We start from the raw sequence: 19,015 nt of genomic DNA, 5'->3' as shown, positions 1-19,015 counted from the left end.
TGCTGCCAGGCGCCCGAATGACTGCTGCAGGGGAGCGCGTTGCAGCGCTCCCCCGCTCTCCTCATTTCTTCAGCGCATCGCGCGCCGCATCCTTGGCGCCGCCAACCGCATTCTGGACCTTGCCCGCCAGCTTTTCAGCCTTGCCCTCGGCCTGGGTCTTGGTATCGCCCGTCACCTTGCCGATAGCTTCCTTGATGGTGCCCTTGACCTGCTTTGCGGCCCCTTCGACGCGATCCTTATCCATGTCCGCCCTCCTGAATTGCCACGGCCGGCGCGCCTGCGTCCGGCTACCTTCCCGATTGCCGCATGTCGCGCGCAATCGCGAAAGACGCCATGGCATCAAGCGGCCTGATCCATCTGCATCAGGAGCGATAAGGCAAATGATCGATAGGGCCGGCGTGAAGGCTTTGGAAGCTCAGGCGCTACGGGCAAAGGCCCGCCAGACCAGCAGCACGATGATCGCCCCGACGACCGCGCCGATGAAGCCCGCTTTTTCGCCGATCGTGTACCAGCCGATCTGCTGTCCGAGCCAGGTCGCCAGTGCGGCGCCGACCACGCCCAGCACCGTGGTGAGGATGAAGCCGCTGGGATTGTGCTGGCCCGGCGAGAGGAAACGCGCGATCAGGCCAACGATGAAGCCGATAAGGATGGTCCAGACGATACCCATGATGTTACCCGGTTCGAAGTCCGCAGAAACTCGCCGGACCGCCACAGGCGGCTCGTTCCCGAATTCCGCGCGATTTCAACTGACTGCAGCGCCTCCCTGAATCGGAATCATACCCGCCGGGAAAGTCACCCGGCTGCAATGTGGCGGCGTTCGGTGACAAAAACAAGAACGGCCGGGCTCAAGGCCGGATCGCTTCATCTGCAGGAAAGGCAACGCTAGCTGGCCTGTAAGCCGGGTTCTGTATGGCCCGCTTGCGCGGACGTGGCGACCATTCATCTGGGGCCACCGTCACCGGCGACCTCAACGCAACCAACCCGGACGGCAGCGCGGAAATGCGCTCCGGCGCGTCCGAAGACCGCCGCGGCCGTCCCTATTCGGTCTTGCTCCGGGTGGGGCTTGCCATGCCGCTGCCGTTACCGGCCGCGCGGTGCGCTCTTACCGCACCCTTTCACCCTTACCTCGGCAAGCGAGCCTGCCGAGGCGGTTTACTTTCTGTGGCGCTTTCCCTGAGGTCGCCCCCGCCGGCCATTAACCGGCACCCTATTTCCGTGGAGCCCGGACTTTCCTCCATTCCCAGGTCGAGACCTGGCAACAGCGGCCGCCCGGCCAGCTAGCCGCGCCTGTGTGACGCCAAGCGTCAACGGCGTCAACAAAGAAAAACCGGCGCCCACCGATAGGATGGACGCCGGAAGTTGTGTCTTTGGGAGGAAATGGGAGAACCATTCGCCAATGACATTAGCGCCGGCCGAACCGGCGCGCTGTGCGAAAAGTCACATCATCGCCTGCTTCGCCAGGATGAGGCTGCGCAGGGTTTCGATGGTGGAAGCGTCGCAGACGCCGTCGACCCTGGCCTGGCGGAAATGGCGCTGGAAGGCCGTCACCACAGCCTCGGTGAGCGCGTCGTAGACCCCGTTCACCTCGATGCCGTAGCCGTAGAGCGAGAACATGGCCTGCAGCGCCTCGATGGGGTGCCCGGCCTCGCCGGCGGAGAAAAAGCGCCCTCCCTGGATGGCGGCAGGCTCCACGTGAAGGCCGACCCCTTCTCCGGCCAGACCTGCCCAGTCGAAGCGCTCGCCGGGATCGGTCTTGCGCAGGGGTGCGATATCCGAATGCCCGAGTACGTGATAAGGCCGAATAGCGTGGCGGCTGACAATATCGCGGCATAGGGCCTTAACCGCCGTCATCTGCACGGCGGGAAAATCCCGATAGCCCCATTCATGGCCGGGATTGACGATCTCGATGCCGATGGAACGGGAATTGATGTCGGCCATCCCCTCCCAGCTCGCCTGGCCGGCATGCCAGGCCCGGCGAGTCTCCGGCACCATCTGGACGATCCGCCCGTCCTCATCGACCAGATAGTGGCAGGAAACCTGTGAAGCCGGATCGGACAGCCGGGCCAGCGCCGACGCGCCATCGGGCATGCCGGTATAATGCAGGATCAAGAGAGCTGGCGACACGGGATCGAGGCGCTCGCCGTGATTGGGCGAGGCGACGGCATGGCTGGCGAGGGATGAATCGAGTTGCAAGGGCGGTCTTTTCGATGCGGCGGATGGAACGGCCGATCCGCTGTGTCGGCAGCAAAACCCCTTACAGCCAGTTGATGCGCTTGAGAACCCATAGCGTGACGATCGAAGTGACGGTGACGAAGCCCACAATGGTCGCAAAGGCCCAGCCCTTGTCGACGCCGGGAATGCCGCCGACATTCATGCCGAACAGGCCGGCCACCACGCTGGGCGGCAGCAGCAGCGCGGCAAGGGCGGCAAGGCGATTGGAATTGTGGGCGATGCGCTCGCCGATCACGGTGGAAAGGTCGTCATGCAGGATGCCGGTCCGGTCCCGGATCGCATCGAGATATTCGATGAAGCGCATCAGCTTGTCGATCACCTCGCGCAAGCGCAGCTTGTCGCGCTCATTCAACCACGGCGCGTCGTCATGCTCCATCCGATTGAGCGCATCGCGCTGGGGCGCGAGATAGCGGCGCAGTTGCACGGCTCGCCGCCTGAGCAGCTTCAGGCGCTCGCGCACCTCGCCGGCATCGCCGTGGAAGATCAAGTCGTCGAGTTCGTCGACCTCCTCGTCCATGGCATCCAGCACCGGCTCAAGGTCGCGCACCAGCTTGTCCCCGATCATGGCGAGGAGATCGCCGGAATGGCTGGGCCCCTTGCCCTTGTGCAGGGCTTTGCGGATGTCGCGCAGCGCGGTGACATAGTGACCCTTGTCACGTAGGGAAATCACGCGATCGCCGTCGACCCATAGATGCAGCGGTACCAAGTCGATGTCGGCAGGCTTCTCTTCCCCCTCCTCGGGCGAAGTCGCGCAGACGCCGCGCAGGATGATGAGCAGACCGTCATCGACCGGTTCCACACGCGGACGCGTTTCCTCTTCCAGGAGGGCGTCGGCGACCACCGGATCGAAATCGCCTCGGGTGTGCACCCAGTCGGCCGCCGCAGGATGATCACGCTCCAGGTGCAGCCAGAGCACACCGTCTCCCGGTTTCCAGGCCCTCGACTGAGCCATGTCGAGTTGGCAGCAGCCGCCCTTCCCATCGAGCAGGAGCGCAAAGCGCAGCCCCGGTTCGATACCATAGCTTGCCATCGGCGCGTTGACCGTTTCCATGCGGCCTCACCACAATCCGAGCGCGCAGGGCCTCCCGACGAAACCGAAAAGCCCAACCCGCACAAAAGCTTGCCCAGCCGGCCGGATTCACCTTATCCATTCGCGATCCGGTGGCAAGATCAATCAAAAGCATGATGATTCCTTTCTGACACCCGTGCTGCTCGAGCCGGCCTCCCCCTCTTCTTCCCGCAAGCGATATGCCCATGCAGTTGACCATTGCCGAACTGACCGAGCGTTTTCCCGACTTCCGCGTCGCCGTCCTCGTGGCCGAAGATCTGGTTGTCGCCACCGGACGCCCCGGCCATCTCGATACGGCCATCCTGGCCTCGGAAGCCGCCTGCCGCAGCCAGCATGCAGGGCTGGAACTTTCCGCCATCCCGGGCGTCGCCGCCTGGCGCAGCGCCTATAAGGGTTTCGGCATCAAGAAGACCAGCTATCGCTCCTCGGTCGAGCGGCTGATCAAGCGCGTGCTGGCCGGCGATCGCCTGCCCGACATCAACAATTTCGTCGACATCTACAACACGATCTCGCTGCAGCATGGCTTTTGCATCGGCGCCGACGATCTCGACAGGATCGCGCCACCGGTCGCCTTCCGCTTCTCGCGCCCCGGCGACAGCTTTCTCGACATGGGGGCCGAAGCCGGCGAGGATCCCAACGACCCGCCCAAGGATGGCGAGGTGGTGCTCGCCGATACGAGGCATGTGCTGTGCCGCCGCTGGAACTGGCGCCAGGACATGCGCTCGGCCATCACGCCGCAAACCCGGCGGGCGCTGGTGACGGTTCAGGCCAATGGCTGGGGCGAATTGGAGGAGGCCGCCAATCATCTCGCCGGCTGGCTCACTACCGATTGCGGCGCAAAGGTCTCGATCGCCTATGCCGACAGGAGCAATCCCACGGTTACGCCGGGTTGAGCGACGAATGCCTTTTCGCAGGGTGTTCTCGTGATCTTGCCGATCTCGAACCAATGACCTAGTGTCGACGCATGAACGCAAAGCGCATCACCTGCATGCATCCCGCCACGCACCTGCCTAGGGGCACGGGAAGGGTATTGCTGTAAGCGCGATACGATCGACCCATGAACCCTGCGAGGCGAGCAGGGTCCATGGCAGCCCGGCTCTCCCCGCAAAAAGGAGAGCGACCATGTCTTCGACCCTGTCCCATCCCTCAGATTCCCGGCCCGCACCGCCGGGGTTGTCGATACGTGCCACGCGTCTGGAGGATGTCGACGCGATCACCGCGCTCGCCAATCTTCCCGGCTACCGGGACGGCACACTCCGCCTGCCCTATCAGAAGCCGGAACTGGCCCGACGATGGCTGGAGGGTCTCGGCCCCGAGGCCCTCAACCTCGTCGCCGTGCTCGACAGCACCGTCGTGGGAAATGCCGGCCTGGAGCGCTATGGCGGCCGGCGAGCCCATGCCGCAGGTCTTGGCATGGGTGTCCACGACGACCATCGCGGCAAGGGTATCGGTACCGCGCTGCTGCGGGAGATCATCGACGCGGCCGATCAATGGCTGAGGATCGAACGTCTCGAACTGACAGTCTTTGCCGACAATCTGCGGGCCATACGCCTTTACGAACGGTTCGGTTTCGAGCAGGAGGGGTTCCTGCGCAATTACGCATTCCGGGCCGGGGCGTTCGCGGATGCCCATTTGATGGCACGGTTGCGGGGTTGACGCCGCGCCCTGTCCCCGAGGACATCATGACCGAGGCAAGCATCATCCGGCAAAGCGCGACGCCGAGAACGCGGGAAAGCCTTGCCGCCGACCTGCGGACACTGGGGGTCAGGCCCGGCGAAACCTTGCTCGTGCACAGTTCCCTCAAGGCGCTCGGCTGGGTCAACGGCGCCGAAACGGCGATGATCCAGGCGCTTTGCGACGTCATCACGCCTGCAGGCACGCTCGTCATGCCGGCGATGTCGGCGGATCTCACCGATCCCGTCCACTGGGGCGCACCGCCCATCCCGCAAGCCTGGCATGAACCCGTGCGCCAATCGATGCCGGCCTTCGACCCCAAGCGGACGCCGACGCGGGGCATGGGCAGGATCGCCGAATTGTTCCGGACCTGGCCAGGGGTGTCGCGCAGCAGCCATCCCGCCAGCTCGCTGGCAGCCTGGGGGACGCAGGCCAGCGCGATCCTTCGCGATCAGCCTCTCGAAGACCCCTTCGGCGAGAACTCGCCGCTGGCAAGATTGTATGATCTGCAAGCCCGAGTGCTCCTGCTCGGGGTCACCTTCGAGAGCTGCACCGTCCTGCATCTGGCCGAACGCCGAACCTGGCCGCATCAGGCCCTGATCCAGGAGGGCGCTCCCTTGATGGTCGATGGCGAACGCCGCTGGGTGCCCTACGAGACACCGGTCCTGCGTGTGGATCTTCTGGAGGATGCTGGACGGCATCTCGTCGAGACCGGCATCGCCCAAAGCGGCATCGTGGGATCGGCCCGGTCCTATCTCCTGCCTGTCCGCGAGGCGGTCGATGCCACGGTCGCGCGCTGGCGTGGCATGGAATGAAGCACCGAGCCTTCCTGGAGCGCGGACATCGCAACGACATGCAGACATGTCGCGATGTCCGCACTTTTGGGCTGGCGCTTAGTTTGCCGGTGCGGACTGGGAGTCCGCGCTCCCGCTAAGCCGCCGCCTTCTCCACCTTCGGCCTGAGGCCGAGCAGATGGCAGATGGCATAGACCAGGTCGGCCTTGTTCATGGTGTAGAAGTGAAAATCGCTGACGCCGCGGTCGACGAGATCGAAGACCTGTTCGGCGGCGACGGCGGCGGCCACGAGTTTACGAGTGGCAACATCATTGTCCAGGCCCTCGAAACGATCGGCGAGGCGTTGCGGCACCTCGGTCCCGCAGCGCTCGGCAAAGTTGCGGACCTGGTTGAAATTCTGCACCGGCACGATGCCCGGCACGATCGGAATATCGATGCCCGCCTCGCGGACCCGATCGACAAAGCGCAGATAATGCTCGTTGTCGAAGAAGAACTGGGTGATGGCGCGCGTGGCGCCGGCATCGACCTTGGCTTTCAGGATATCGATGTCGAAGGCGAGCGACGGGCTTTCGGGGTGCTTCTCGGGATAGGCCGAGACGGAGACCTCGAAATCGCCCAGTGCCTTGATGCCCGCGACGAGGTCAGCCGAACTGGCATAGCCGCCCGGATGAGGTTCGTAGCGGGCACCGACGCCGGCCGGCGGATCGCCGCGCAGCGCCACGATGTGGCGCACACCCGCTTCGGCATAGCCGCGGATCACCTCGTCGATGGCCTCGCGCGTGGCCCCGACGCAGGTCAGATGCGCCGCTGGGCGGATATCTGTTTCCTGCACCATGCGCGCCACCGTGCCATGCGTGCGCTCGCGGGTGGTGCCGCCGGCACCATAGGTGACCGAGGCGAACAGGGGATCGAGCGGCGCCAGACGCTCGATCGCCTCCCACAGGGAGGCCTCCATCTCCGCGTTCTTCGGCGGGAAGAACTCAAAGGAAACCCGGATACCGCCGTGTGAGGGCAAGGCGTGACCAGCCATCACGCGACCTCCTGACCAAGAGTGATAGTGTCGGAAACCCGGCGCGGATCACGCCCGGTCCAGATCGATACGGTGAGGCTCGACGGCCCCTCCCCGGCATCCACCAGGCGCCAGCCATCCGGCCGCAGATGCGCGGCCTCCAGCCAGTGCTCGATGGTCTCGCGGGCAAATCCCAGACGACGATGCGCAAAATCCTCGCGCAGGAATTCGAGTTCGTGCGGAGCGAAATCGACGATGACCAGCCGGCCACCCGGGCGCAGGGCCCGCCCGATCTCGCGCAGGGCCTTGGCACCGTCGTCGAGATAATGCAGGACCTGATGCACGATGATGAGATCATAGGCGCCCGGTTCGACCGACAGCGCGAAGAGATCACCCTGCCGCACCACCGCATTGCGGATGCCGTTGCGTTCCAGATTGGCCCTGGCGATCACCAGCATTTCGGCGCTGGCGTCGATGCCGACGGCCCGGGTCGCCAGGGGGGCGAACAGTTCGAGCATACGCCCGGTGCCCGTGCCGATGTCGAGGAAGGCCTGGATGGGCTGGCTGCCGACCACGTCGCGCAGCGCCGCCTCGACCGCCTCGTCGGGCGCATGCAGGGCGCGGATGCGATCCCAGTCGCCGGCATGGGCGCGGAAATAATCGGCAGCCACCGCCGCCCGCGTGCGCCTCACCTCGACGAGGCGAGAGCGGTCGCGGGCGAGAATACGGTCGCTGCGGTCGAGGCCCGCGAGAATCTCACCGAAAATCTCGGCTTTCATCGTCCCTTCGGCCAGGCGGAAGAATGCCCAGGCGCCCTCGCGGATGCGCTCCACCAGCCCGGCCTCGACCAGGAGCTTGAGGTGACGCGAAATACGCGGCTGTGACTGGCCGAGGATCTCGGTGAGGTCGGTGACGTTGAGTTCGCCCTCCGCCAGAATGGCCAGCAGACGCAGGCGCGTCGGCTCGCCTGCCGCCTTGAGCGTGCCCAACACCGTCTCGAAAGGAGCCAAATTCGTCATTCCGCGCAACCGCCTCTCACATAAAGATATGTTTATGTCATTTCCTAAAATGCGCAAGGAATTTGTTTTACAAGCGACGTCATAATGTGAACAGCCGACTTTTGTGCCGGTAGACTGGCTAATTCACCTCCGCTTCTTCGAAACTGATTGCATAATGCAATTGGTTTGGGCATGGTAGGGAGAAGCGTGAGGGAGGTACCGATGGCCACGATTTTCTATGCCATGCTGATGTCTCTGGATGGCTATGTCGCGGGGCCGCAGCAGGAATTTGGCCTGCCGATCCCCCAGGCGGAGTTGCACCGGCATTTCAACCAGCTCATGAGGCAGACTTCGGTCGCCCTCTATGGGCGGCGCATGTATGAGGTGATGCGCTATTGGGACAGTCCCGAGCGCGAGCAGGACGCTGACGAGGTCGAGATCGATTTTGCCCACGCCTGGCGCGAGACGCCAAAGCTCGTCTTCTCGACGACATTGCGGGAGGTCGGGCCGAATGCAAGGCTGGTAAGTTCGGACGCCATGGCGGTGGTACGCTCGCTCAAGTCGGACAGCGATGGCCAGATCAGCGTTGCCGGTCCGACCCTCGCCGCCGAACTGGCGCGATCGGGCCTCATCGATGAATACCGGCTCTATATGCACCCTATCGTCCTGGGCGGCGGCAAGCCCTATTTTCAGCAAGGCCTGTCGCTCGGACTGAAGCCGCTCGGCAATGAAAGCCTGCCCCAGAGCGTAACCTTGCTGCGCTATGCGCCCGCCAGCTGAAAGGCGAAACGGCATCCCCTCCGGGGAGGCCGGCTCAGCCCTGCCAGATCCATTGCTCGGGAACCCGCAGCTTGAACGTCTCCCCGCTCCGGATCGAACCGGGACGGTCGACAGTGGCGACCACACCGCGCAAGCGCTTGGCCGCGGCGGCAAAGCGCAGGGCCAGCCCCTCCTGCCCGATGAGGTGCCGTTCGACTTCAGCGCCGGCGATGCGGCAGGGATCGTTCTGGCCCATCACCGCAAGCACGGCGCCCGAGGGAAAGAACAGCCTGGAACCGCGCGGCAAGAAGGAGAAATCCGGCACGCCGCCCACAGCGAGATTGGCGCCGAGCCATTCCGGCTCCACGCGCTCGACGCCAAGATTGCCGGCGATCACCGCAAGTTCCTCCATCGAGACGATGGAAACCTGGCGCTCGTTGTGAATCGGCGCATTACGCTCGAACCAGGGCACACGCACATCGGCAGGCCTGAGGAAGCCGGCATGCCGATCGCCCGGTATGCCCTCATGCGTGAGCACGAGCTCGGCAAGCCTTTCCGCCCCGATCGCATCTCCGCCGGCTGCAGCGACCATGGCCACCCGCCCCGCACGCTTGAGCACGGGCCTGACGGCGATGTCGGAGGTGGTGTTGATCAAAGGATCCGGCATGGTCTCACCTCGCCTGGCAGCATGGGAATCTCGGTCTGCCATCGAATCGGCAGCGACGCAAAGATGCCGCTCGATGGCTGGCCTCAACTCTCCTCGCCTGCGCTCACCAACCCACAATCGCGCAGGATGCGGGGCATGTGCAGCCGGATCTGCCAGCGTGTCAGCAGCACCAGAACGACCAGCATCGGCAGATTATCGAGAATGGCGCGGAAGAATCCGATCACCACATTGCCAATGAGGCCGCCGTCACCCAGAAAGGCCGAGACGTCGCCACCCAGCAGCCCGGCGATCAGCATGGCGCCATAATGGGAAATCGAACCGGTGACCTGCAACATCGGCGCGACATAGAACAGGAAATTCAGCGCCCAGCCTACGGCGAAGACGAACAGGGCCACGGGAATGCCGATCCGCCACCAGACGGCAAAAACGACCTTCTTGATGATCTGTGTATCGCTCACGTCCTCGCCTCCGTTCCGGCGCGACCATGCCGGCTCAGGGCGGGCCGCGTCAAATCGGCGACAGTGGAAGGCGGGTCCGAAGACCCGCCCCCCGATCACGCCCCGACCTTCACCGCGTCGCGGTTGGCGATGCGGCGCTGCTCGACCGCCAGTGCCAGGCGTTCGAGGGCGAAGACGGTGGTGTCCCAGTCGATGCAGCCATCGGTGATGCTCTGGCCATAGGTCAGCGGCTTGCCGGGCACCTGGTCCTGGCGGCCGGCAACGAGGTTGCTCTCGATCATCACGCCGATGATGCGATTGTCGCCTGCCGCAAGCTGCGTGCCGATATCAGCCAGCACCAGCGGCTGGTTCTCCGGCTTCTTCGAACTGTTGGCATGGCTGGCATCGATCATCACCACCGGCGACAGGCCGGACTTGGCGACTTCGCTGCAGGCCGCCTCGACGCTCGCCGCATCGTAATTGGTGCTCTTGCCGCCGCGCAGGATGATATGGCAGTCCTCATTGCCTGACGTCGAGGCGATGGCCGAACGGCCATCCTTGGTCACCGCCATGAAGTGATGGGGTTGCGAGGCCGATTTCACCGCGTCGACCGCGATGCGCACATTGCCGTCCGTGCCGTTCTTGAACCCGACGGGGCAGCTGAGGCCCGATGCCAGTTCGCGATGGATCTGGCTTTCGGTGGTCCGCGCGCCGATGGCGCCCCAGGCGACGAGGTCGGCGATATATTGCGGCGTGGTCATGTCGAGGAATTCGCAGGCCGCCGGCAGACCGAGATTGTTGATGTCGAGCAGCACCTTGCGGGCGATGCGCAACCCCTTGTCGATCTGGAACGAACCGTCGAGATCGGGGTCGTTGATCAGGCCTTTCCACCCCACCGTAGTGCGCGGCTTCTCGAAATAGACCCGCATGATGATTTCCAGCGAGGAACCCAGGCGCTGGCGCAGCTTCATCAGGCAATCGGCATAGTCGAGGGCGGCCACCGGGTCGTGGATCGAACAAGGGCCGACCACCACGGCGAGACGATCGTCGCTGCCGCGCAGGATATCGTGCACGGCCTGCCGCGATTGCGTGACGGTGCGGGTGGCTTCCAGCGTGCGGGGATGCTCGCCCATCACGTCAGCCGGCGTGGTCAACGCCTTGATTTCACGGATACGAAGATCGTCGGTGGTGCTCAACATGGCCTGGGTTCCAGTCTCGGTTCGTTGGGGTTCTGGTGGGTCCCGGCCGGCGGCATAAAAAAACCGCCAGTCGGGCTGGCGGTTGTCTGGGTTTGATCTGTTGCTAAGTTCAGATCGAGCGCACCCCTACCTCCGCCTGAGGCCTGCGAAAGCCAAAATACCAGTAAAAGGTGGGGGCGGATGCAAAGGTCATGGCAGGCATATAGCGACGGCGAAAGGTTTTGTCACGTGCGAATTTGCCGGCAAGCAATCAGCTTCCCAGCGCCTGCACCCGTTCGGCAAACACCTGCCCGAGGGCGAGATGCGCGTCGGCTTCATAATGGATGCCGTCGATCGGGCTCACCTCGATCAGCTTGCCAACGTCGAGAAATTCGGCACCGTGCCTGCGCGCGACCGCTTCGTAGAGGGGCGGCAGAGCCTGCGATTTTTCCACGCCGCCGGCGAAGAGCGATCCGAGGCAGCCGACTACGCGGATGGGCGGCGGGCAGGCGATCAGGAGCCTGGCCGGTGGCCGGTCGAGATTGGGCGTCGCGGCGATGATGCCGGCGAGGATGTCGACCCCGGCGGCGATGTCTTCCGGCGGCGCGCCGAAGCGAGCCTTGAGGTCGTTGGTGCCCAGCATCAGCACGATGACGTCAAGCGGGCGGTGGCTCTCCAGGCAGGCGGCGAGATAGCGCCGGCCGTTCTTGTGGATGCCCTCAATGAGGTCGTCGCGGATGGTGGTGCGCCCCGGCAGGCCTTCCTCGATCACATGCCAGGCGTGGCCGAGGATCTTGCGCATCACTCCCGGCCACCGCGTCTTGCCGTCATAGCGGCGGGCCTCGTCCAGGCTGGCCAGAGGCGGCGTACCGAACGTGTTGGAATCGCCGAAACAAAGAACATTCTTCATGGGAACGACAAACTTTCTTCTGGGATCGCAAGCGTCTCGCCTGCTCTTGGAATTACCGCGCTTGGTGTGAAGGGAATTGCAGGCGAGACGCCTGCTATCCCAGGATCTAGCGCTGCACCACGATGAAGAGCCGCGGAAAGGCCAGTACCACCTTGCCGTCGGTCCGCGGCGGATAGGCCTTCGCGATGCGCGCCGTATAGTTTTCCAGAAAGGCCGGCTGCTGTTCGGGATCGAGCGGATCGAGAAAGGCGCGCAGACCGGTCGCCCGCAACCAGGACACAATGGCCGGCGCATTATCAAGCACGTGATAATAGGTGGTTCGCCAGATATCGATCGAGGACGCTTGTCCGGCGAACAGGTTGTAGTAGTCCTCAGCCGGCTGGATGCGCTCGCGGATGCGCGAGGCATCGCCGAGTCTGGCCGCCCAGGGGCCGTCCGCGGCCGTCTCGCGCATCAGGCGATGGGACGGCTCTGCCAGATTGTCGGGCATCTGCACGGCCAGCACGCCGCCCGGCGCGGTCTGGGCGAGCAGGCGCGGCAACAGCGCCGCATGTCCGGGAACCCATTGCATCACCGCATTGGCGAAGATCAGTTCCGGCGGCTTTTCGGCCTGCCAGCTGGTCACGTCCCCCTGCTCGAAGCGCGCCGCAGGCAGGCGTTTGCGGGCCTCCGACAGCATGGTTTCGGAGGTGTCGATGCCGATCACCTCGGCCGCGGGCCAGCGCTTGGCCAGGAGCTCGGTGGAGTTGCCGGGGCCGCACCCCAAATCGACGGCAAGAGCAGCCGCCGCCAGGGGGACGCGATCGAGCAGGTCGCGCGCCGGTCGCGTGCGCTCGTCCTCGAAGCGCAGATAAAGCGAGGGATTCCAATCGGCCATGAAAAATATCCTTGAACATTCGCCCCGACGAAGCGTCTAACGCGCCGTATCCGCCAGCGGAACTGGACCCGATGCTGCAGGTCTCATTGTCGCACCGCGAATGCTGAGAACAGGCACGCTTGTTCGGCACGATGCCACAGCACCGGCAGACGGAACGAGGCCGGCCGCATCAGGTGATCAGGAAGCCACCATCCACCGGCATGGCGACGCCGTTCACCATCGAGGCCTTGTCGCTGAGCAGAAAGGCGATGGTCTCGGCCACTTCCTCCGGCTCGAAGAAGCGTCCCAGCGGGATGCGCTGCAGCATGGGCGCGGCCTTGGCGGGATCGCTCCAGGCCTTCACCGCCATGGGCGTGAGGATCACCGTCGGGCAGATCGCATTGACGCGGATGCCCTGGCGCCCGAGTTCGTTCGCCATCACCGTCGTCAGCGAGTCGAGCGCACCCTTGCTGGCGCAATAGGCCGCGTGATCGGCAAAGCCGATCGAAGAGGAAATGCTGGATACGTTGACGATCGCCCCCTTCTTGCCCCGGGCGATCATGCTACGCGCGCATTCCTGGCCGAAGATCATGGCCGCGACCACGTTCACCGACATCAATTCCTGGAAGGCCTCGACGCTGGTTTCGAGGAAAGGCTCGAGCGTGGTGGTGCCGGCATTGTTGACCAGCCGGTCGACGGGCTGGATCGAACGGGCCACGGCGCGGACGGCCTCGGGATCGGCGAGGTCGACGGCATGGATCTCCGCCCCGGTCTCGGCGGACAGGCTTTCGAGCTCGGCCTGGTTGCGCCCGATGGCAATGATCTCAGCGCCCCGCGCCGCCAGCAGCTTGGCGGTGGCCCGCCCGATGCCCTTGGTTGCTCCCGTTACCACGATACGCTCGCCGGCAAATTCCATCGCGTCCTCCCGCATGTTTGGCGGCATGGTAGCGGGCGGGAGGCTGCTGACAAGTCTGACAAATCAAAGTCAGGAAATTTTGGATCGGCACGATAGCGTTTTGCGATTCAACGGAGTCACTTCGAATCGCAAAGACGCTTGAGCCAATCTTTCGGATTGGCTTGGGAACAAGGAGCTAGAGCAAAGGGACGTTCACACTTGAACGCACTTTGCTCTGGCTTTGGCGCGCCTCATGGGCTATTTCCCGCGGCCCTCTTCCCCATCGCCGGAGCAAAGCGCGTTCAATCCTGGACGCTTTACCTGCTCTGCCCTCAGCTTCGACGCGTCCTTGCGATTCTTGTCGGCCCCGACGGATCGCAAAACGCCCTAGGAGGCCTCATGCCGCCCCAATCCCCAGCAACGGGACAGAGCGCCCCTGTCTCTATCGGCATCGACTTCGGTACCAGCAATACGGTGGTCGCTTTTGCCCATGCCGACGGCCGCACCGAGGCGCTGAACTTCGAGCATGGCGGCCAGAGCCTGAACCATTTCGTCACCGCCCTGTGCTTCTGGGACGAGCGCCGCCCGGGCAAGTCCACGATTCGCGTCGAGGGCGGCCCCTGGGCCATCGAGCAATTCGTCGAAGCGACCACCGCCTTCCGCTTCATCCAGTCCTTCAAGAGCTTTGCCGCCAGCGCCACCTTCCAGGAGACCCGCATCTTCCGCGAGCGCTTCCGTTTCGAGGACCTGCTGGCGACCTTCCTCAACACGCTGGTCAAGCATGCGGACGGCCGGCTCGATCTGTCGGCGGCCAACCTCGTCATCGGCCGTCCCGTGACCTTTGCCGGCCGCCAGCCCGATGACGACCTGGCCATGCAGCGCTATCAGACCGCCTTCGAGCGCCTCGGCGTCAGCAGCCCCACCTACGTCTATGAGCCGGTGGGCGCGGCCTTCTTCTATGCCCGTCAGCTCAAGCGCGACGCGACCGTGCTGGTCGCCGATTTCGGCGGCGGCACCAGCGACTTTTCGATCATGCGTTTCGAGCAGGTCGCCGGCCAGTTGAAGGCCGAGCCCCTCGCCCATTCCGGCATCGGCATTGCCGGCGACGCCTTCGACTATTCGATCGTCGACCGCATCGTCTCGCCGCGCTTGGGCAAGGGCGGGCGCTTCCGCTCCTTCGACAAGGAACTGTCGATCCCCAATCACTATTATGCCAATTTGGCGCGCTGGCACCAGCTCGCCATGATGAAGACCAATGGCGATCTCAAGGGCTTGCAAGACCTAGCCAAGGTCGCGGTGGAACCGGAAAAGCTCGAAAAATTCATCGAGATCATCGAGTTCGACATGGGTTTCTCACTCTACAGCGCGGTATCGAAAGCCAAGATCGCGCTATCAAGCCAGGACGAGACCGAGTTCCGTTTCGCCGGCGGCGACATCGAGATTACGGCTCCGCTGAAGCGCCGCGATTTCGAGCGCTGGATCGCCGGAGACGTCGCCCGCATCGAGGCGAGCCTCGACGAGGGCCTCAGCCGGGCCAACACCCGGGCCGAGGAGATCGAGCGCGTCTTCCTCACCGGCGGCACCTCCTTCGTGCCGGCCATCCGCAAGCTCTTCGCCGAGCGGTTCGGCGAAGAGCGCCTGGTCTCCACCGACCAGTTCGAGTCGATCGCCTATGGCCTCGCCTTGATCGGGCAGGACAAGCAGAAGGAGCGCTGGGAGGTCAGGAAGGCGGCGTGACCCGGTGTGCCGGTCTTCAGACCGGCACGAAGACACTGCGTGAGCAGCTCTATGGTTTACCCCGGCCTTGCTGCGCTTTCACGAATTGCTCCAGACGGGGAAAATGCCATTTTACCATCATGGCCCCTTCCCAATTCTCGCCAGCGCGGGCCAATGCAAACAGCGTCGTTGCCCCGTCGACGGTGCAGTTGTCGCCGACCATCGTCACCCCAGGCAATAATGTCCCGGCGACAGGCCTGCGGATGACAGAGTCTGAGTAGCGGCGTTCGATAGGTCCGGGAACGCCGCATTGAAGGATCCAGGCCTTCACCGCCGTGATTTGACCGCGCTCGTCCTTGGAAAGTGGACGCAGACCAACATAGAGATATTTGGGGTTGCGCCTCAGATCCGCCATTTCGCGAGAACGCGCAGCCTCTCCAGGCTCCACCAGTAATCTTGCTTGAGCGACCAAAATACCACCATCGGCAATCTGATACCGAAAAGAGGGATTGGGGTGCCTGCTCCCGGGTTCTTCGACGATGAAATCCAGGCGCCTTCCGGCGATGCGGAAGACCCCTTGGCAGTCACGGCCCGAAAGGGTTCCGTTATGCAGCTGTCTGCAATTGTCGCCGCCAATCCAGATACCATCGCGCAGCCGCACGGAATTGGCATCGCCGGCCTTCGCATAGAGAGGCTTGTCGGTAATGACTTGATTGCCGCAACTGCCCAGCCCGATCAGCATCACAAGCATGCCCAGATAGAATCCGAACCGGTTCAGATCGGATCGACGTCTGGATGGCAACGCTGCATTTCCCACGACTGTCATTCCACGATGGGAGCTCCGAAAGTAGGTCGGCGCCAGACGATTCGATAGCGATGGCATGCAATCTCAATCCGCTTAGTCGAAAGCGGCTGCGGTCGCATGTGCCTGGGTTTTCGTCTGCCGGCGCGCCCAAATCGCGAAGAAAGGCAAGACAACGAGGAAGAAGGCAAAATAACAAGCGGCCAGTCCCCGGCTCATCCAGATGATGGGCTCTTCAGGCGGCTGGCCACCGAGCCAACCAAGGCCAAGCCAGCAGGTGATCAGCAACGCACAGGCCAGTTGGAACCAGTGCCGCAAGGGGCGCAGGCGATTGCCGGCCGAGACGAGCCAGGGCACGGGCAGGATCACTGCCATCGCCGCCACCATGGCGAGCAATCCGGCAAGCTTATCGGGCGAACTGCGCAGGATGGCGTAGAAGGGCAGGAAATTCCAAGGTGGCAGGATGGCGTACGCGTCCGGCGAGGCCGCATTCCTCGCAGGCGCCGTCACCATTTCAATTACAAGCGCAGAGGCGGCTCCCAGTGCCAAGGCAAGTGTCGCGATTGCAAGGCGGCCCGCACGCCCCTCCTTACGCCGGCGCCATTGCCCCATTTCGTCGCGATTATGCATCAGCGCACCGTCAAGCATCAGCAGCAAGACCGGAAGCAAGATGATCGACACACGAAGCCCCAATCCAATATCGGAGGCGAAGAAAGCGACAAGCGTATCGAGCAGCGCCGCCCGCCATTCGGGGCTCACCGGCAGTTGCGATACCAGATTGGCAAGAACCGTCGCGCTCCACCCCGCCATTTGGCCCCAGGGCAGGACGTAGGAGAGGACATCGGCAGCCAGAGCGCCGATCCAGGCGAAGCTCATGAGGAACCAGACGATGCGACGCTTCCTGTCGAAGATGCCGTCATAGATCGACACCCAGACATGAATGTAGAAACAAAGGAACAGGCCACCCTGCCCTACCGGAAAACCGCGCAGTATCGCCACAAGGCTCTGGCTTCCTATGGCCAGGAAGAGCAACAGCCCGACGGCTCGCGCGACGATTGCCGGTGAACGGGACAATGCCATCGGCGTCTCCATGCTCGCCTCGGGGTCAAGGATGGCCTCCTGCCGAGCTTGATCGGCAGACCGCGAAAACACAACCTTCCGTCATTGCCTGACGTCGTCCCGGCAGTCCAGATGCTGCTTTCGCGATCGACGGCCAGGATTCAGCCAAGAGATCTCGGGCAGCGCTAGATTGCGTGCCTCCCAAAACGGCAAGAGGCGGGTCAGAAGACCCGCCCCCAAATGACTCGCAGCATCATGCGCAGAGGCAGATCGAGAGATCGGCCTGCACGTTTTTAACCCTTAGCGCGAGAACTTCTTGTACTGGATGCGCTTGGGAATGGTGGAATCGATGCCGAGGCGGCGCTTCTTGTCTTCCTCATAGGCCTCGAAATTGCCCTCGAACCACTCGACGTGGCTGTCACCCTCGAAGGCGAGGATATGGGTGGCGAGGCGGTCGAGGAAGAAGCGATCATGCGAGATGATCACGGCGCAGCCGGCATAGTTCTCCAGCGCCTCTTCCAGGGCCCGCAGCGTTTCCACGTCGAGGTCGTTGGTCGGTTCGTCGAGGAAGAGAACGTTGGAGCCTTCCTTCAGCATCTTGGCGAGTTGCACGCGGTTGCGCTCACCGCCCGAGAGCACGCCGACCTTCTTCTGCTGGTCGCCGCCCTTGAAGTTGAAGGCCGAGGTGTAGCCACGCGAATTCACTTCGCGCTTGCCGAGATAGAGGATCTCGTTGCCGCCGGAGATCTCTTCCCACACCGTCTTGTTCGGGTCGAGCGCATCGCGCGACTGGTCGACATAGCCCGGCTGCACCGTATCGCCGAAGGTGATGGTGCCGGCATCGGGCTTTTCCAGGCCGAGCAGCATGCGGAACAAAGTGGTCTTGCCGGCGCCGTTCGGGCCGATCACGCCGACGATGCCGCCGGGGGGCAGCGAGAAGGAGAGATCGTCGATCAAGAGGCGATCGCCGAAGGCCTTGGAGACACCCTCGACCTCGATGACCTTGCCGCCGAGGCGCGGACCGGTCTGGATCATGATCTGGGCCGTGGTCGGGCCCTTCTCGTTGGCCTTGGCGAGCAGGTCCTCATAGGCGTTGATGCGGGCCTTGGACTTGGCCTGGCGCGCCTTCGGGCTCGCGGCGATCCACTCCTGTTCGGCGGCCAGCTGCTTCTGGCGGCTCGCTTCCTCGCTCTTTTCCTGGGCGAGGCGCTTCTGCTTCTGCACCAGCCAGGTGGAGTAGTTGCCCTCATAGGGAATGCCGCGGCCGCGATCGAGCTCGAGGATCCAGCCCGTGACGTTGTCGAGGAAATAGCGGTCATGGGTGACGATCAGGATCGCACCCGGATAGGTGCGCAGATGACCTTCGAGCCAGGCCACCGTCTCGGCGTCGAGATGGTTGGTCGGTTCGTCCAGCAGCAGGAGTTCCGGCTGTTCGAGCAGCAGGCGGCACAGCGCCACGCGGCGGCGCTCACCGCCCGAAAGCGTTGAAACGTCGGCATCGTCGGGCGGGCAGCGCAGCGCGTCCATGGCCTGGTCGATCTGGCTGTCGAGATCCCAGAGATTCTTGGCGTCGATCTCGTCCTGCAAGCGGGTCATCTCGTCCGCCGTCTCGTCCGAATAGTTCATGGCGAGTTCGTTGTAGCGGTCGAGGATCGCCTTCTTGGCGGCGACGCCGTCCATGACGTTCTCGCGCACGCTCTTGTTGGGATCGAGCTGCGGCTCCTGCGGCAGATAGCCGACGCGGGCGCCTTCGGCCACCCAGCCATCGCCGGTGAAGTCCTTGTCGATGCCGGCCATGATGCGCAGCAGCGTCGACTTACCCGAGCCGTTCACGCCGAGCACGCCGATCTTGGCGTCGGGGTAGAAGGACAGATGGATATTGTCGAGGACCTTCTTGCCGCCCGGATAGGTCTTGTTCAGACCCTGCATGTGGTAGACGAATTGATACGCGGCCATTGCT

20 protein-coding genes and 1 other RNA gene are annotated in these 19,015 nt (G+C 63.7%); 5 read left to right on the top strand and 16 right to left on the bottom strand.

Annotated elements, in window-relative coordinates:
• Positions 1-61: 61 nt before the first annotated feature.
• The 5 genes from QM672_RS06860 to QM672_RS06840 all read right to left on the bottom strand — a co-directional run bounded on the left by QM672_RS06860 (position 62) and on the right by QM672_RS06840 (position 3,283).
• Entirely contained in the window at positions 62-244 is a 183-nt protein-coding gene (locus QM672_RS06860; protein ID WP_415081478.1) for a CsbD family protein, read from the bottom strand.
• 171 nt (positions 245-415) lie between these two features.
• Positions 416-667 carry a GlsB/YeaQ/YmgE family stress response membrane protein gene (locus QM672_RS06855; RefSeq protein WP_415081476.1) on the bottom strand — a complete coding sequence of 84 codons (252 nt, stop codon included), beginning with the start codon at positions 665-667 and terminating at the stop codon, positions 416-418.
• Positions 668-878: 211 nt separating this feature from the next.
• Positions 879-1,281, bottom strand: an RNA gene (rnpB, locus tag QM672_RS06850) — RNase P RNA component class A.
• Positions 1,282-1,437: 156 nt separating this feature from the next.
• Positions 1,438-2,193 (bottom strand): N-acetylmuramoyl-L-alanine amidase, encoded by a 756-nt coding sequence (locus QM672_RS06845; RefSeq protein ID WP_415081474.1) that lies wholly within the window; start codon positions 2,191-2,193, stop codon positions 1,438-1,440.
• A gap of 61 nt (positions 2,194-2,254) precedes the next feature.
• A complete protein-coding gene (locus tag QM672_RS06840) occupies positions 2,255-3,283 on the bottom strand; it encodes a CorA family divalent cation transporter (protein WP_311941741.1) in 1,029 nt (342 codons plus the stop codon).
• Between the two features lie 203 nt (positions 3,284-3,486).
• Here QM672_RS06840 and QM672_RS06835 point away from each other — a divergent pair, with 203 nt between their 5' ends.
• The 3 genes from QM672_RS06835 (at position 3,487) to QM672_RS06825 (ending at position 5,790) form a co-directional block, all read left to right on the top strand.
• Positions 3,487-4,194, top strand: coding sequence for a B3/4 domain-containing protein (locus tag QM672_RS06835; protein WP_415081472.1), 708 nt, complete (start codon positions 3,487-3,489; stop codon positions 4,192-4,194).
• 229 nt (positions 4,195-4,423) lie between these two features.
• On the top strand, positions 4,424-4,957 hold the full coding sequence (locus QM672_RS06830; RefSeq protein ID WP_415081470.1) for a GNAT family N-acetyltransferase: 534 nt from the start codon (positions 4,424-4,426) through the stop codon (positions 4,955-4,957).
• A 26-nt stretch (positions 4,958-4,983) separates the two neighbouring features.
• Entirely contained in the window at positions 4,984-5,790 is an 807-nt protein-coding gene (locus QM672_RS06825; RefSeq protein WP_415081468.1) for an aminoglycoside N(3)-acetyltransferase, read from the top strand.
• Positions 5,791-5,905: 115 nt separating this feature from the next.
• Here the strand turns inward: QM672_RS06825 and metF are convergent, their stop codons facing one another.
• Both metF and QM672_RS06815 read right to left on the bottom strand, forming a co-directional pair.
• A complete protein-coding gene (metF, locus tag QM672_RS06820; protein ID WP_311941752.1) occupies positions 5,906-6,799 on the bottom strand; it encodes a methylenetetrahydrofolate reductase [NAD(P)H] in 894 nt (297 codons plus the stop codon).
• On the bottom strand, positions 6,799-7,797 hold the full coding sequence (locus tag QM672_RS06815; RefSeq protein WP_415081465.1) for an ArsR/SmtB family transcription factor: 999 nt from the start codon (positions 7,795-7,797) through the stop codon (positions 6,799-6,801). The genes metF and QM672_RS06815 overlap by 1 nt, the downstream gene beginning before the upstream one ends.
• Before the next feature lie 201 nt (positions 7,798-7,998).
• On the opposite strand from QM672_RS06815, the gene QM672_RS06810 reads away from it, so the two are divergent.
• Complete coding sequence (locus QM672_RS06810; protein ID WP_415081463.1) at positions 7,999-8,556, top strand: dihydrofolate reductase family protein; 558 nt, start codon at positions 7,999-8,001, stop codon at positions 8,554-8,556.
• 34 nt (positions 8,557-8,590) lie between these two features.
• Here the strand turns inward: QM672_RS06810 and QM672_RS06805 are convergent, their stop codons facing one another.
• From QM672_RS06805 to QM672_RS06780, 6 genes are all read right to left on the bottom strand, one after another.
• Positions 8,591-9,202 (bottom strand): MOSC domain-containing protein, encoded by a 612-nt coding sequence (locus tag QM672_RS06805; RefSeq protein ID WP_415081461.1) that lies wholly within the window; start codon positions 9,200-9,202, stop codon positions 8,591-8,593.
• An 83-nt stretch (positions 9,203-9,285) separates the two neighbouring features.
• Entirely contained in the window at positions 9,286-9,660 is a 375-nt protein-coding gene (locus QM672_RS06800; protein WP_415081459.1) for a hypothetical protein, read from the bottom strand.
• A 95-nt stretch (positions 9,661-9,755) separates the two neighbouring features.
• Entirely contained in the window at positions 9,756-10,838 is a 1,083-nt protein-coding gene (locus QM672_RS06795) for a 3-deoxy-7-phosphoheptulonate synthase (RefSeq protein ID WP_415081457.1), read from the bottom strand.
• Positions 10,839-11,088: 250 nt separating this feature from the next.
• Entirely contained in the window at positions 11,089-11,727 is a 639-nt protein-coding gene (locus QM672_RS06790) for an SGNH/GDSL hydrolase family protein (RefSeq protein ID WP_311941772.1), read from the bottom strand.
• Between the two features lie 106 nt (positions 11,728-11,833).
• A complete protein-coding gene (gene tam, locus QM672_RS06785; RefSeq protein ID WP_311941774.1) occupies positions 11,834-12,604 on the bottom strand; it encodes a trans-aconitate 2-methyltransferase in 771 nt (256 codons plus the stop codon).
• A gap of 169 nt (positions 12,605-12,773) precedes the next feature.
• Positions 12,774-13,499, bottom strand: a complete 726-nt coding sequence (locus QM672_RS06780; protein WP_149251462.1) for an SDR family oxidoreductase — start codon at positions 13,497-13,499, stop codon at positions 12,774-12,776.
• 378 nt (positions 13,500-13,877) lie between these two features.
• On the opposite strand from QM672_RS06780, the gene QM672_RS06775 reads away from it, so the two are divergent.
• On the top strand, positions 13,878-15,215 hold the full coding sequence (locus QM672_RS06775) for an Hsp70 family protein (RefSeq protein ID WP_415081454.1): 1,338 nt from the start codon (positions 13,878-13,880) through the stop codon (positions 15,213-15,215).
• Positions 15,216-15,264: 49 nt separating this feature from the next.
• On the opposite strand, the gene QM672_RS06770 is transcribed toward QM672_RS06775, so the two are convergent.
• From QM672_RS06770 to ettA, 3 genes are all read right to left on the bottom strand, one after another.
• Entirely contained in the window at positions 15,265-15,945 is a 681-nt protein-coding gene (locus tag QM672_RS06770; protein WP_415081452.1) for a hypothetical protein, read from the bottom strand.
• 147 nt (positions 15,946-16,092) lie between these two features.
• Positions 16,093-17,076 (bottom strand): cytochrome b, encoded by a 984-nt coding sequence (locus QM672_RS06765; RefSeq protein ID WP_415081450.1) that lies wholly within the window; start codon positions 17,074-17,076, stop codon positions 16,093-16,095.
• Positions 17,077-17,355: 279 nt separating this feature from the next.
• Positions 17,356-19,011, bottom strand: coding sequence for an energy-dependent translational throttle protein EttA (gene ettA, locus QM672_RS06760; RefSeq protein WP_311941785.1), 1,656 nt, complete (start codon positions 19,009-19,011; stop codon positions 17,356-17,358).
• Between the last annotated feature and the right edge of the window lie 4 nt (positions 19,012-19,015).

This window comes from Labrys sp. (in: a-proteobacteria), assembly GCF_047605565.1.
Taxonomy (GTDB): Bacteria; Pseudomonadota; Alphaproteobacteria; order Rhizobiales; family Labraceae; genus Labrys; species Labrys neptuniae.
Note: the sequence above shows the minus strand (reverse complement) of the source record. Positions and strands in the feature narration are given on the sequence as shown.